Annotated in this window: 15 protein-coding genes; 14 read left to right on the top strand and 1 reads right to left on the bottom strand. The window is 60.6% G+C overall.

From position 1 onward, the window contains the following. Positions 1-14 precede the first annotated feature (14 nt). From ABGM93_RS05070 to ABGM93_RS05060, 3 genes are read left to right on the top strand one after another with little or no spacing between them, the layout of a single operon-like run. Positions 15-1,196: a urate hydroxylase PuuD gene (locus tag ABGM93_RS05070; protein WP_321503998.1), complete on the top strand. Its 1,182-nt coding sequence runs from the start codon at positions 15-17 to the stop codon at positions 1,194-1,196. Then, positions 1,180-3,069: an allantoate amidohydrolase gene (locus tag ABGM93_RS05065; protein WP_321503997.1), complete on the top strand. Its 1,890-nt coding sequence runs from the start codon at positions 1,180-1,182 to the stop codon at positions 3,067-3,069. Before ABGM93_RS05070 ends, ABGM93_RS05065 begins: the two co-directional genes overlap by 17 nt. Continuing rightward, positions 3,066-4,280 carry an ArgE/DapE family deacylase gene (locus ABGM93_RS05060; protein ID WP_321503996.1) on the top strand — a complete coding sequence of 405 codons (1,215 nt, stop codon included), beginning with the start codon at positions 3,066-3,068 and terminating at the stop codon, positions 4,278-4,280. Before ABGM93_RS05065 ends, ABGM93_RS05060 begins: the two co-directional genes overlap by 4 nt. Positions 4,281-4,320: 40 nt before the next feature. On the opposite strand, the gene ABGM93_RS05055 is transcribed toward ABGM93_RS05060, so the two are convergent. Next, positions 4,321-4,710, bottom strand: a complete 390-nt coding sequence (locus ABGM93_RS05055; protein ID WP_321503995.1) for a DUF3775 domain-containing protein — start codon at positions 4,708-4,710, stop codon at positions 4,321-4,323. A 746-nt stretch (positions 4,711-5,456) separates the two neighbouring features. Between ABGM93_RS05055 and ABGM93_RS05050 the strand changes: the two genes are divergently transcribed. The 11 genes from ABGM93_RS05050 (at position 5,457) to flgH (ending at position 14,222) form a co-directional block, all read left to right on the top strand. Next, positions 5,457-6,587 carry a type III PLP-dependent enzyme gene (locus ABGM93_RS05050; RefSeq protein ID WP_321336794.1) on the top strand — a complete coding sequence of 377 codons (1,131 nt, stop codon included), beginning with the start codon at positions 5,457-5,459 and terminating at the stop codon, positions 6,585-6,587. Positions 6,588-6,610: 23 nt separating this feature from the next. Next, a complete protein-coding gene (locus tag ABGM93_RS05045; RefSeq protein ID WP_321503994.1) occupies positions 6,611-7,210 on the top strand; it encodes an N-acetyltransferase in 600 nt (199 codons plus the stop codon). A gap of 251 nt (positions 7,211-7,461) precedes the next feature. Then, a complete protein-coding gene (locus ABGM93_RS05040; protein WP_321503993.1) occupies positions 7,462-8,892 on the top strand; it encodes a homospermidine synthase in 1,431 nt (476 codons plus the stop codon). A gap of 229 nt (positions 8,893-9,121) precedes the next feature. Further along, complete coding sequence (gene flgB / locus ABGM93_RS05035; RefSeq protein WP_319773827.1) at positions 9,122-9,499, top strand: flagellar basal body rod protein FlgB; 378 nt, start codon at positions 9,122-9,124, stop codon at positions 9,497-9,499. Positions 9,500-9,511: 12 nt separating this feature from the next. After that, positions 9,512-9,931 carry a flagellar basal body rod protein FlgC gene (flgC, locus tag ABGM93_RS05030; protein ID WP_321503992.1) on the top strand — a complete coding sequence of 140 codons (420 nt, stop codon included), beginning with the start codon at positions 9,512-9,514 and terminating at the stop codon, positions 9,929-9,931. Beyond that, on the top strand, positions 9,931-10,263 hold the full coding sequence (locus ABGM93_RS05025) for a flagellar hook-basal body complex protein FliE (protein WP_321503991.1): 333 nt from the start codon (positions 9,931-9,933) through the stop codon (positions 10,261-10,263). The genes flgC and ABGM93_RS05025 overlap by 1 nt, the downstream gene beginning before the upstream one ends. A 113-nt stretch (positions 10,264-10,376) precedes the next feature. Continuing rightward, a complete protein-coding gene (flgG, locus tag ABGM93_RS05020; RefSeq protein WP_321505752.1) occupies positions 10,377-11,165 on the top strand; it encodes a flagellar basal-body rod protein FlgG in 789 nt (262 codons plus the stop codon). A gap of 42 nt (positions 11,166-11,207) precedes the next feature. After that, positions 11,208-11,702: a flagellar basal body P-ring formation chaperone FlgA gene (gene flgA / locus ABGM93_RS05015; RefSeq protein WP_321503990.1), complete on the top strand. Its 495-nt coding sequence runs from the start codon at positions 11,208-11,210 to the stop codon at positions 11,700-11,702. A gap of 26 nt (positions 11,703-11,728) precedes the next feature. Then, on the top strand, positions 11,729-12,820 hold the full coding sequence (gene flgI, locus ABGM93_RS05010; protein ID WP_321505751.1) for a flagellar basal body P-ring protein FlgI: 1,092 nt from the start codon (positions 11,729-11,731) through the stop codon (positions 12,818-12,820). Between the two features lie 146 nt (positions 12,821-12,966). Beyond that, complete coding sequence (locus ABGM93_RS05005) at positions 12,967-13,521, top strand: MotE family protein (protein ID WP_321503989.1); 555 nt, start codon at positions 12,967-12,969, stop codon at positions 13,519-13,521. Beyond that, the gene (gene flgH, locus ABGM93_RS05000) at positions 13,521-14,222 is read left to right on the top strand and encodes a flagellar basal body L-ring protein FlgH (protein ID WP_321503988.1); all 702 of its coding nucleotides are present in this window, start codon (positions 13,521-13,523) and stop codon (positions 14,220-14,222) included. The genes ABGM93_RS05005 and flgH overlap by 1 nt, the downstream gene beginning before the upstream one ends. Positions 14,223-14,224 lie beyond the last annotated feature (2 nt).

Here is a 14,224-nt window from a genome sequence, read left to right as displayed (position 1 = left end):
AGCTGACCGTTCACATGAGTGCCTTCATTGCCGACTGGCTGAACCTCCTTCTGCGCTGGGCGCATCTGATCGTCGGGATCGGCTGGATCGGAACGTCCTTCTATTTCATTGCGCTCGACCTTGCGCTGCGCAAGCGCGAGACCATGCCGGAAGGCGTCATGGGCACCGCGTGGGAGGTCCATGGCGGCGGGTTCTATCATGTTGAGAAATACACGGTTGCGCCCAAGCAGCTCCCCGATGATCTGATCTGGTACAAGTGGGAGGCCTATCTCACATGGGTGACCGGGTTCGGCCTGCTCATGGTCCAGTACTACTTCAAGGCAACCAGCTACCTGATCGACCCGAATGTGCTGATGATGACGCCCGGCGAGGCCATCATCATGTCGGTTGCGTCTCTGGTCGGCGGTTGGCTTGTCTATGACAGGCTCTGCAAGTCGCCGATCGGCAAGAACACGCCGCTGCTCGCTGTGCTGGTTTTCGCGCTCATCATGGTTGCGGCCTATGGGTATACCCACGTCTTTTCAGGCCGTGGCGCGCTCATCCATGTCGGGGCCTTCATCGGCACCATCATGGCGGTGAACGTCTTCGGCGTGATCATTCCGAACCAGAAGAAAATCGCCAATGCTCTGATGGAGGGGCGTGAGCCGGATGGCCGCCTCGGAGCCATGGGCAAGCAGCGCTCGGTCCATAACAACTACCTCACGCTGCCCGTGCTGGTGATGATGGTTTCAAACCACTATCCCATGCTGACAAACCACCCCCATTCGTGGCTGCTGGTCGCCTTGATCATCATCATCGGCGCGATGGTTCGTCATTTCCTCAATCGGCATGAGGCAGGCGATCCGCTTCAGAAATATGTCTGGGCGCTGCCCGTGGCTGCCGTCGGGCTGATCGCGGCCATCGTGATGACAGCACCGCGCAGTCTGGATGCAAGCGGCGAACGGGTGCCCGACCGGGTGGTTCTTGACATGACCCACAAGCATTGCGTCGCCTGCCATTCCGCCACGCCGACTAACGAATTGTTTGCAGAGCCCCCCAATGGTGTGCAACTGGAGACCTTGGCGGAATTGCGCAGGTGGTCGGATCAGGTGATGGCCATGGCGGTTCATTCCGACGCCATGCCGCTGGGCAACGAGACGGGCATGAGCGAAGAAGAGCGCCAGGTTCTGGGAACCTGGATTGCTCAACAGAAATAGGTCCGAGTACGGCATCGACATGAGAGAAAGCCCCGCCTTTCCGGTCAGTCTGTCCCGCGTGAACGAGCTGACCGCTGAGGACTTCATCACAATGTTCGGCGACATTGCCGAACACTCTCCCTGGGTAGCCGAGGCCGCCGCAGCCTTGCGTCCTTTCGAGGATATTCCCGCCATGATCGCGGCCTTCGAGGCAGCCATGCGTGGCGCCTCACATGATCGGCAACTGGAGCTGATCCGCGCCCATCCCGATCTGGCCGGCAAAGCGGCCCTTGCTGGAGCGGTGGCGCAGGAATCCAAGCGCGAACAGGCTGGAGCCGGGCTCGACACGCTCAGCCCGGAGGAGTTTGCCGCGTTTGAACGCCTGAATGGTGCCTATAAGGACCGCTTCGGCTTTCCCTTCATTCTTGCGGTGAAGGGAGCCACCAAGCATCAGATCCTTTCCTCCTTTGAAGCCCGACTGACCAACGAGAGCGAAACGGAGTTCTCCACCGCACTTGCCCAGATCGCGCGCATTCTCCGCTTCCGTATCGAGGAGCGTGTAGTCGTGGAACGCCGCGATCTCTCGCAAACCGGTGGAAGAACCGGGGATAAGTCTGTGGGCCAGTCTGTGGAAGAGCCTGTGTGCAGCCGGTTGGGGCGGCGTGCCCAATCGATGATCGAGGCCCTTTCGCGCCATTCTGCGGAAGAAGGCAAGGTTACGCGGCTCTATCTGTCGCAAGAACACCGGGCGGCCGCCGATGATGTGGCTTCCTGGATGCGCCAGGCGGGATTGGACGTGTCCGAGGACAACCTGGGGACGGTGAGGGGATATCTTGCGCCATCCGTCCCCGGAGATGGGCGTGTGCTGTTGATTGGCTCGCATATCGATACGGTGCGCGACGCCGGAAAATATGACGGCAATCTCGGCGTGATTGCCGGAATCCTCGCTGCGGAGGAACTTGCCGCGGGGGGCGCGCAGCTGCCTTTCGGGATAGAAGTTCTTGCTTTCGGCGACGAGGAAGGCGTTCGTTTTCCGACCACACTGCTGTCATCGTCAGCCGCGGCGGGCAGTCTCGACTGGCGTGCTCTTCAGGCTACCGATGGGGATGGCATCACCGTTCGCGAAGCATTGAAACGCTTCGGCTGCGATCCGGACAAGGCGGCATCGGCGGCCTATGAGGCCGAGAATGTTCTGGGCTATCTTGAGGTTCACATCGAGCAGGGGCCCGTGCTTGAAGCCGAAGGCCTGCCGGTCGGGATCGTGACGGCGATTGCCGGGGCAAGCCGCTTCCGTATTTCGCTTCGCGGCGAAGCCGGACACGCGGGCACCGTCCCCATGTCCCTTCGCCACGATGCCCTGACGGCGGCGAGCGAGCTTGTTCTGGCGATTGAAAAAATCGGTCAGGCGGGATCGCGAAATCATCTTGTGGCAACGGTGGGCGAGCTGACGGCGCTTCCCGGAGCGGTCAATGTGATCCCCGGCGAAGTGCGCATGTCTCTGGATGTGCGCGCGTCGAGCGACGCCGCCCGTCTTGAGGCTGTCGAGGCGATCCGTGCCGCTGCACGCTCCATCGGTGCCAAACGGGGCTGTGTGGTTGGGATCGAGCGCTTTCACGATGCCGACACCGTGCCCTGCTCTGAAGCGATCCAGAATTCGATGGCGCACGTGATTTCGAATATGGGCATCCGGCCAAGGCGGTTGATGTCGGGAGCGGGGCATGACGGACAGGCTATGGCGAGACTGTGCGATATCGGCATGATATTTGTGCGTTGCCGGGCAGGCATAAGCCACAATCCCTTGGAACATGCGACCAGTGACGATATGGGAACGGCGATCGAAGCCCTGATCGGCACGATCGAAGAACTGGCACAACAGGAGAGGAACGTCCGATGAAAGCCGCGATCGAGGCCCGATGGGCCGAGGAAGTGGAGTTTTTTAAAGAGCTCGTGAAGGTGCCATCGGACAACCCGCCGGGCGATTGCGAGGCTCACGCATTGCGGGCGAGCGAACTTCTGGAAGGCCTTGGCTTCAAGGTCGAACAGCATCCTGTCCCGGAGCCGTTTGTTCGCCAGAACGGCATGCGGTCGGTGACGAATCTCATCGTTCGACAGGTTTTCGGCGAAGGAACCGGCCCCGTCATCGCGCTGAATGCGCATGGCGACGTGGTGCCTGCCGGTGATGGCTGGACGACGGATCCCTATGGCGGCGAAGAACATGGCGGCGCGGTTTACGGTCGCGGTGCCGCGGTGTCGAAGTCGGACTTTGCGACCTATGCGTTTGCATTGCTTGCCCTGATTGCGGAGCCGGAAGGGTTGAATGGCACCATCGAGCTGCATTTCACCTATGACGAGGAAGCCGGTGGTTTCGTTGGTCCGAAATGGCTGATCGAGCAGGAACTCACCAAGCCGGATTATGCGCTGTCCGCCGGGTTTTCCTATGCGATCACAACCGCGCATAACGGTTGTCTGCATATGGAGGTGGTCGTTCGCGGTCGTCAGGCCCACGCCGCTCTTCCCGAAAACGGGGCCGATGCGTTGGAAGCCACGGTTCCGATCCTGTCCGCGCTTTATGCCGAGCGTCACCGCCTCGCGCACATCCATAGCGCAGAGAAGGGCATTGGCTCGCCGAAACTCACGGTTGGACTGATCAACGGGGGCATCAACACCAATGTGGTGCCGGACCGGATCACCTTCCGCCTCGATCGCCGCCTGATTCCGGAAGAAAACGGCGCGCAGGTGGAAGCCGCGCTTCGCGACCTCATTCACGGCGCGGTCGGAAAAATCGACGGCGTCGAAGTGGAATGCCGACGTATCATGCTTGCTGAACCGCTTCGGCCTCGCGAGGGGACCGAGAAGCTCGTCAACGCTCTCGCCATTCCGGCGGAGGCGATTCTTGGCGAAGCTGTGTCAGCGACGGGTGTGCCGCTCTACACCGATGCCCGGCACTACGCTGAAGCCGGCATCCCGACCGTGCTCTATGGCGCCGGACCGCGCTCGATCACCGAGGCGAACGCGCATAGTGCGGATGAGCATCTTGAATTGGCGGATCTTCGCGCCGCCACGGAAATCGTGGCCCTCGCACTCAAGGATCTCCTGAGCGCGTGAACAGCGGTGTCCGGGTAAGGAAATGGCAGGGCGGGGTGGCTCAGCGGGCCTCTTCGCCCTGGGGGGGCGGCGTATGCGGCGGTGGCGCCTTTTCCAGTGTCGAAATGGCGTTTTCCAGGAAATCACCGAGCTCGGACATCGAGGCCAGATAAGAGGCGGTGGCCCGGGTCCATGCACGTCTTGCGTCGAGCCGGAAGTCTTCAAGTTCCATCGCCGGAGCCCCTTCGCGGCCAAGCCAGGCCAGCGCGAGCAAGTCGCACTGGGCGAGCTTGTTCATCTCTTCCAGATGGAGTGTCAGGACATCATTCGCGGCATCCATCACGCGGCTCGTTTCGATCACTCGCCCGGGCGCAGAGGTCCCCGAACGGGCCATGTCGATGACCAATCCCAGTTTGCTTCTACTGATCGACAGCCGGCGCAGACGAGGCATCCGGTTCCTCCTATCAGATCGATTGGGCTCTTGCCCGAGAACTCGCAGAAACGAAAAAGACTGAGACGAACCAGACCTCAAACAGATATGTCGAAACCTTGTTTGAATGTGTTCTGGAACATGGATAAATCAAATATGTATTTCTACGATCCCGAAGGGTTTCGAAAGCAGGATTCTGACAAAACAATAAATCGACGACGTTTGACATTTGTAACATTTGGAATATTCAAAACGTTGGCGTCATAACGTATGTTATAATCCTATTTGAAAACGCGTCGCAGACGAATACTGATAAATACCTAAAATGGGGGTTGTTTGCGATAAATTCGGGCCTGTGGACAAAAATCGCTTGCATTCGGAATCGAACAGAGCGAAAGGATGCGCGCCCAAATTCGCACGTGCCCGTCGTCGTCCAAGACACAAGACTTAAGGGCCGCCGCAACCGTTTTCGGTTTGCGGCACACCGGACGACCTAAAGCAACGACGTAAGAGGGCTTTTTTGGTCTCTGCCGGGTTTTCCAACGCCCGGGGTCACTGAAGAGGCACTTACCTCCTTGCCGGCCGTACGGAAAGTCACCCTTTCCAAGCCAAGGCATCACACGCGGGACGGCTGTCGGATTGAATCCGTAGCTCGACCGATCGCGCGATGAACTCAAGCTATTGCCAGCGTCTCCACAGCGCAGGCAAGGGCCAGTCACATCCGCACCCTGCGACGTGATTTACATATTGGATTGGGGACAACAGCCATGACCCAGCGCATCCGCGACTTCCTCCGCACCCGACGTGACGACGGCCCCTGCCTGGTTGTCGATCTTGAAGTTATCCGCGAGAATTACGAGGCGTTTGCTCGTGCCCTGCCGGATACGCGCGTGTTCTACGCGGTAAAGGCAAACCCGGCACCGGAAGTGCTGAACCTTCTGGCTCGCGCGGGGTCTTCCTTTGATTGCGCCTCCGTCGGCGAAATCGAGATGGTTCTTGCCACCGGCGCCACCGCTGAGCGCATCTCCTACGGCAACACCATCAAGAAGGAACGCGACATCGAGCGCGCCTTCGAGCTGGGTGTGCGCCTTTTTGCCGTCGACTGCGAGGCGGAGGTTGAGAAGGTTGCCCGCGTGGCTCCCGGTTCCAAGGTCTTCTGCCGCATCCTGTGCGACGGAGCCGGTGCCGACTGGCCGCTGTCGCGCAAGTTCGGCTGTGAGCCTGCCATGGCACCGAAGGTGCTGGAGCTGGCGCACCGGTCCGGTCTGCGCGCCTATGGCGTTTCCTTCCACGTCGGTTCCCAGCAAGCCAATGTCGATGCGTGGGACGGGGCACTGGCGTCTGCCGCCGAGATCTTCCGCGAGATGGCAGCACGCGGCATCCACCTTTCCATGGTGAACATGGGGGGAGGCTTCCCGACCGACTATCTGAAGAAAATGCCGGGTGTCGCCTCCTACGGTGAAGCGATTTTCTGTGCGCTGTCCCGTCACTTCGGAAACCGCCTGCCGGAAACGATCATCGAGCCGGGACGCGGCATGGTCGGCAATGCTGGTGTGATCGAAGCCGAAGTTGTTCTGATCTCGCGCAAATCCGATACGGAAGCCGTGCGTTGGGTCTATCTCGACATTGGCAAGTTCCACGGCCTCGCCGAGACCATGGACGAGGCGATCCGTTATCCGATCCGCACCCCGCGTGACGGTGATGCGACCGAGCCGTGTGTGCTGGCGGGCCCGACCTGCGATAGCGTCGATGTGCTTTACGAAAAGGTCCCTTATGACCTGCCGGTGTCGCTTTCGATTGGCGACAAGGTGCTGATCGAAGCCTGTGGAGCCTATACCACGACTTATTCGTCTGTCGGCTTCAACGGCTTCGCGCCGCTCGCCTCGCATGTGATCTGACCGCGCATTTCAGGATCAAGTTGATGATCGATGTCGTCGACGAAGCGCCGTGGCATGCCGCGGCGCGCGAGGACCTGCTCGACAGGGTGTTCGGTCAGGCCCGTTTTGATAAGCCGTCCGAGCGGCTGCGGGAAGGGCGCCTGCCAGAGATCGCGATCTCCGCGATCCGGTCGGGCGAACTTGTCGGCACCGTGCGCCTGTGGCGCGCAGTCACCGCTGATGGACGTGCTGTCCTCCTGCTCGGTCCCCTCGCAGTTTCTCCGGACCTGCAAGGGCTGGGCCTTGGCGGGCGGCTGATGCGCACCGCGCTCAATCGGGCCGCGGTGGGCGGACATGAAGCAATCATTCTGGTCGGGGATCCCGGCTATTATGCGCGCTTTGGGTTCACGGCCGACCACACGGGGGCGCTTGGCATGCCGGGTCGCTACGAACAGCATCGCCTGCTGGCTCTGGAACTGACCGCGAATGCCCTTGCGGGGGTCTGGGGCACACTTGCCGCTGCCGGACCCCTGGCAGCAGCTGCGCCCACCCGGGATAGTGAGGCGCTGGACCTTGGCCCCTGGCCGCAGCCCGATGGCGGACGCGATGCGCCCGTGCCACCCGTCACACGGGTCAAACAATGAGCTGAAACGCGTCTCCACGCCCGCCGGTTGGCTGATCGGCGGGCAGGGCTCTCACATGAGCACGCTGCGGGTGGCTTTGCGGACCTGCAGTTGACAGCATCATACCGGCTTGCCTAAGCCTGATGGTGTCATTTTTGGGGACGCACGTTTTTCAACGGTGGTCGTGGTGCCCGTGGGTATCGCTTCCGCCGTCGGGGGCTTTTCGGCCCCGCACTCTGCCTTATCTCCCCCAAACCAAACGGAGGACATCGATGGCCGACTGGCCCGTTCATGCCACCATCACCGGACCGATCGTGATGATTGGACTTGGTTCCATTGGTTCCGGCACGCTGCCGCTGATCGAGCGTCACTTCAATTTTGATAAGAACCGGTTCACGGTCATCTCACCGATGACCACGCACCGCGCTTTGGTGGATGAGCGGGGATACCGTTTTCAGGAAACGACGCTGACGCCTGAAAACTACAGGGCGGTTCTTGAACCGTTGCTGACGGAAGGCGGCGGGCAGGGGTTTTGCGTGAACCTTTCCTGCGATACCTCTTCGCTTGATATCATGAAGATGTGTCGTGAGATCGGGGCCCTTTATATCGATACCGTCATCGAGCCCTGGCTTGGCTTCTATTTTAACACCGAAGCAGACAATGCAACGCGCACCAATTATGCGTTGCGCGAAACTGTGCGCGCGGAAAAGCGCAACAATCCCGGCGGCACGACAGCGGTTTCCTGCTGTGGCGCAAACCCGGGCATGGTCTCCTGGTTCGTGAAGCAGGGCCTCATCGATATTGCGCGCGACACAGGGTTTGAAACCGATGTGCCGACGAGCCGGGAGGGATGGGCGAAACTCATGTCGGATCTGGGCGTGAAGGGCGTCCATATCGCCGAGCGCGATACGCAGATTTCCGACAAGCCCAAGCCTCTCGATGAGTTCTGGAACACCTGGTCGGTGGACGGGTTCATTGCCGAAGGGTATCAGCCGGCCGAACTCGGATGGGGAACCCACGAAAAGTGGATGCCGAAAAACGCGACCACGCACAATGAAGGCTGCAAGGCATCGATTTTCCTCGACCAGCCGGGAGCCGATACCCGTGTTCGCACATGGTGTCCCACGCCTGGGCCTCAATACGGTTTCCTCGTCACACATAACGAGTCCATCTCGATTGCGGATTATTACTCGGTCCGCGAGGGCGACACGGTGGTCTACCGTCCGACCTGTCACTACGCCTATCATCCGGCCAACTGCGCCGTGCTCTCGCTGCATGAGCTTTTCGGTCGCGCGGGCAAGATTCAGGAGAAGTTTCATCTTCTGGAAGAAGACGAGATCGTCTCCGGTGTCGATGAACTTGGCGTTCTGATCTATGGGCACGCCAAGAATGCCTATTGGTATGGCTCCGAGCTCTCCATCGAGGAAACCCGCAAGATCGCGCCGTATCAGAACGCGACCGGCCTTCAGGTGACCTCCGCGGTAATCGCGGGCATGGTCTGGGCTCTGGAGAATCCGGAGGCCGGCATTGTGGAGACCGACGAGATGGACTTCCAGCGCTGCCTTGAGATCCAGAAACCGTATCTGGGGCCGGTAAAGGGATACTACACCGACTGGACACCGATCGACGAACGGCCGGGAATGTTCCCGGAAGACATCGACACGTCCGATCCCTGGCAGTTCCGCAACATTCTCGTTCGGTAAATCAAAGTCGTCCGGACAATACCCGCTGCCGCCATCCGGTCGGGCCGGGTATCAAGCAGATCAGAAGCCGCTTCGCCATAATGGTGGAGCGGCTTTTTGTTATTGGGCGTTAGAAGAAGGTGAGAGCGTATCTTTCGCTCGTAACAAAGTGTCTGGAAGGTTCGTCAGCCTCGGACAAGCTTCGGGGCTTAGGTCTGGACCCCGTTATTGGGAAAGCCGGAGAGTCCCCGTGGAACCTGTCTACCTCTTCAGTCTCGCCTCACAGCGCAACGAGTGGCTGTCGGTTCGTCAGGCTGCCATATCCGAGAACATCGCCAATGCGAACACGCCCGGCTTCAAGGCCAAGGACGTGACGCCGTTCACAGCCGTCTTTGAGGATGTGAGCATGCCGATGGTCGCAACGCATGACGGCCATATGGGCGGCGTTGGCGCAACAACGCAAAGTGCCGAGGTCAAGAAGGAAGAGACCTGGCAGGTCAGCTATTCGGGCAATTCGGTTTCTGTTGAACAGGAAATGGTCAAGGCGACCGAGGTCGCCGAACAGCATGCGTTGACGGCCAACATCCTGAAATCGTTTCACCGCATGCGGCTCCAGGCCGCCAAGTGAGGAAGATGATCCATGTCTGATCCGCTCAGCGCATCCATGAAGATCGCCGCCTCTGGTCTGCAGGTCCAGTCGCAGCGCATGCGCGTCGTATCCGAGAACATCGCCAACGCACAGTCTACCGGCAAAACCGCAGGTTCCGATCCCTATCGGCGCAAGACCGTGACCTTCGAAAGCGAATTCAACCGCGCGGCACAGGCGGATCTCGTCCGCATCAAGGATGTCGGCACCGACAAGTCAGCCTTCCGCATCGAATATGAGCCGGGCAATCCGGCCGCCGACGTGAACGGTTACGTGAAACTGCCGAATGTCAATCTTCTCATCGAGATGGCGGACATGCGGGAGACAAACAGGTCTTACGAGGCCAACCTGAAAATGATGACGCAGACCCGATCGATGGTCATGCGCACGATCGACCTGCTGAGGAGCTCGTAATGATCAATTCTATCGAAGCCCTTCGCTCTGTCACTGACGGGGTGACGTCAAAGGTGAGCGAAACCCGCTACGTTCAACCCGCAACGGATATCGCTGGGGTGAATGATGCGAGTGAAATCAATTTCTCTGACGCACTTGCTAATGTTTCTCTTGAGGCAATCGAGACCCTGAAGCATGGCGAGGCGGCGGCAATCTCGGGCATCAGCGGCAAAGCCTCGGCCCAGCAGGTCGTCGAGGCGGTCATGGCTGCGGAAAACACGCTTCAGACAGCTATCGCGATCCGGGACAAGGTGGTCTCCGCCTATCAGGAAATGGCGAGGATGACGATCTGATCCGCGTGCGCCGCTGATCGAGGCCCGTTTTGAATACCGTCCGATGAGAATTCGAATTCCGCTTTCCGCGCGGTGTTTTTCGCGCCCCAGCGGAAAGCCACAGGAGACACATGATGAAAGCCCTTGCGATTGCCGCGACAGGCATGAGCGCGCAGCAGACCAATCTTGAGGTCATTGCGAATAACATCGCCAACATGAACACCACATCCTTCAAGCGGGCGCGCGCGGAGTTTACCGATCTCCTCTACCAGACCGACCGGCTTCAGGGCGTGCCCAACCGGGGCGGCGAGGATGTCGTGCCGGAGGGCGCACGTCTTGGCCTCGGCGTCCGCACGGCCGCGATCCGCAATCTCCATTCGCAGGGCAGCATGAGCCACACGGATAATCCGCTTGATGTGGCCATTGATGGGCGCGGCTGGTTCCAGATCTCCGGGCCCGACGGCGAAGCGCTTTATACGCGTGCCGGGGCGTTCAACAAGAACGACGAAGGACGTCTGGTGACCATCGACGGATACACGGTCGAGCCGGCCATCATCTTTCCGATCGAGACGGTCAAGGTGAGCATCAATGATTCAGGCGAGGTCTATGCCAAGGTGGACGGCGAGATGGAGCCGCGCCTGCTCGGTCAGTTGACGCTCGCCTCCTTTGCGAACGATGCCGGTCTGGAACCGGTTGGAAACAATCTTTTCCGCGAAACGAGCGCGTCCGGGAACCCGGTCGACGGTGTGGCGGGGGATCCCGGGTTTGGCGTCATCAATCAAGGCTATCTGGAAAGCTCCAACGTCGATCCGGTGAAGGAAATCACCGAATTGATCACGGCGCAGCGCGGGTACGAGATGAACTCCAAGGTCATCAAGGCAGCGGACGACATGGCCGGCACTGTCACCAACGGCATTCGCTGAGCCAGTTCTGGTTGCCCTGGTCGCAAGGAAAAGAGGTCGGTCATGCTCGTCACGGCAAAGGGATCTGCTCGCAAGATGGGGGCTGCTTTTGCGCGTCTCATCGCAGGGGCCGCGGGCGTCGTCCTCCTCGGTGCGGTCGCATCGGCGTCCGGCATTGAACTGCCGGTGCCGCGCCAGACGATTCATCCTGGCGATGCGATCACACCCGCACTGCTGATCGAGCGGAGTTTTCCGAGAACGACCGCGCAACGTTTTGCAATTGTCATGAGCCGCGAGGACCTGGTTGGTATGGAAGCAAAGCGTACCCTTTTGCCGGGGCAGCCCATACCGTTGACCGCAGTCGCGGCTCCACGGCTTGTCCGCCGCGGCGAGCCGGCACGGCTCATATTCCGCGAACGCGGTCTCTTCATCGTGGCTCAGGTCGAAGCGATGCAGAATGGCGCGGCCGGGGATGTGGTGAAAGTCCGCAATCTGGACAGCGGATTGACGGTTGTCGGGACCGTACAGGCCGACGGTTCGGTTCTTGTGGGGTATTGAAGATGCGGTTTCTGGCTCTGCTCGTCATGGGGATCGCCCTGGCGAGCCCTGCAATCACCGATGCCGCCCATGCCATGGCGCGGATCAAGGACATCGCGACCCTGGAAGGGGTGAGGGCGAACCAGTTGGTCGGGTATGGGCTCGTCATCGGGCTCAATGGGTCCGGCGACAGCATGCGCAATTCGCCCTTCACCGAGCAGTCGCTCCAGTCGATGCTCGACAGCCTGGGCGTGAACGTGCGCGATACCAGGTTGCGTACGCGCAATGTCGCGGCGGTCGTCGTCACCGCGGAGCTGCCGGCTTTCATCGGAAAGGGCGGACGCGTGGATGTCAGCGTCTCCTCGCTCGGCGATGCGACGTCATTGAAGGGCGGGACGCTCATAGCAACGCCTTTGATGGCGGCGAATGGCTCGGTCTACGCTCTTGCGCAAGGGCCGCTTGCAGTCTCCGGCTTTTCCGCCGAGGGGGACGCGGAGAGCCTGAACAATGGCACGCCGACGGCTGGCCGCATTCCCAGTGGCGCAGTGATCGAACGCGAGATCGGGGACAGCTTTGAGGATATTCCGGCTCTTGTGCTGCAGCTCAACAACCCGGATTTTCGAACCGCCGTCCGGGTTGCGGACGCGATCAACAATCACACCCTGAATCGTTATGGCGTCCGGGTCGCGCGTGAGCGCGACTTGCGCTCCATTGTGCTGCGCATGCCAAAGCGCATGACGGTGACCCGCTTCATTGCGGAGATAGAAGGCCTTTCTGTCCAGCCGGATCAGCCCGCGCGTGTTGTCGTGGATGAACGGACGGGAACTGTCGTCATCGGCAAGAACGTGCAGGTTTCCACTGTTGCCGTCACCCATGGCAACCTGACTGTGCGCGTCGTCGAGACGCCGGAAGCCTCGCAACCCGCGCCGTTTGCCCGAAAGGGCGAGACCGTCGTTCTCCCGCGTACCTTCATCAATGCGGACGAGCAGGGGGGGCAACTGGCCATCGTGGGCGGTTCGGACCTGCAAACGCTCGTTCGCGGGCTGAACAGGATCGGGCTCAAGCCGACCGGCATCATCGCGATCCTTCAGGCAATCAAGACCAGCGGCGCCCTGCAAGCGGAGCTGGTTATCCAGTAGCCGAAGGGACGGGGCTGCGGTTGCGAGCACAGCCTCGCACAAGCCACGCCGTGCATGTTCGTCATGGCCCGTTTCAGGGGGCGGTCATCGCCCCCTTCGCTTTATGGGCCCCAAGAACAAGTGTCCAACGAAGGGACGGTGCATTGATGAAACGCGTGTCCGCGATCCGCCGAGGGATATTCACGCCTCTGCTGTTGGCCGGACTGGCCTGCTCTGGAGCAACCCTCGCCACGGGATCCCTCGCCGCACAGGCGAACGAAGAGGCGAACGCCCAAGCCGTCACACCGTCCTCGACTCAGGAGAGTGACGTGGCCGCCTATTGCCGAAACACCGCAGACGCCGCAGCCGAAGCACGCATCGCCTGGCAGACCTGGAAGCTTCTCGCGCTCCAGGACAGCCTCAAGCTGCAATTGGAGGCGCTTGAGGAAAAGCGCGCGCGGTTTGAAGAGTGGGTGGAGCGTCGAAACAAGATTCTCTCCGCGGTCGAGGACCATGTGGTCTCCATCTATGGCCGCATGCGGCCGGACGCCGCCGCCAGTCAGCTCGCAACGCTGGATGAAGATATCGCCGTAGGCGTCCTGTCGAAACTGAAGCCGCGCGAGGCCAGCGCCATCCTCAATGAAATGGACCCGGTCCGCGGCGCGCAGCTCGCGCAGAGCATTTCCAGTCTGTCGAGCAGCAGGATCGGAGAAGGTTCGTGATGCGTATGGCTGCCATTGTCCTGAGTGCTGCCGTCTTGAGCGGTTGCGCCGGGCAGTTAAAGGATGTCGGCCGTGAGCCGTCCATGTCTGCGGTCGGCAAGGGCTTGAGCTCAAACCGGACCGCAATCCCGGTCGATGCCTTCGGGCCGTCCACACGCGCGGATTACAATTCCCTGTGGAGTGAAGACCGAACCGATTTCTTTCGCGATCCGCGGGCAAAGAAGGTGGGGGACGTCCTGACCGTCAAGATCGCCATCGAGGACAAGGCTGTTCTGGACAATACCTCCGACCGCTCGCGCAAATCCTCCACCGATCTCTCCCTCGGGGGCAACTACGCCTTTTCCGAAAGCTCGGGTAGCGGCAGCGCCTCCGGTGGCACCACCAGCGGATCCGTCGCAAGCGGTGCGGGATCGATCGACCGGTCGGAAGAAATCCGCCTGAAGGTGGCCGCGGTCGTGACCGAACGACTGCCGAACGGCAATCTCCTGATCTCCGGTTCGCAGGAAGTTCGCGTCAATTACGAGTTGCGCCTGTTGAACGTGGCGGGGATCGTCCGGCCACGCGACATCGCCGGTGATAACACGATCGACTACGACAAGATCGCGGAAGCCCGCATTTCCTACGGCGGAAGAGGGCGGATCACTGAAGTCCAGCAACCGGGCTGGGGGCAGCAGATCTATGATATCGTCAATCCGTTCTAGGA

It is taken from the genome of Breoghania sp. (genome assembly GCF_963674635.1).
In the GTDB taxonomy this organism is placed as follows: domain Bacteria; phylum Pseudomonadota; class Alphaproteobacteria; order Rhizobiales; family Stappiaceae; genus Breoghania.
Note: the sequence above shows the minus strand (reverse complement) of the source record. Positions and strands in the feature narration are given on the sequence as shown.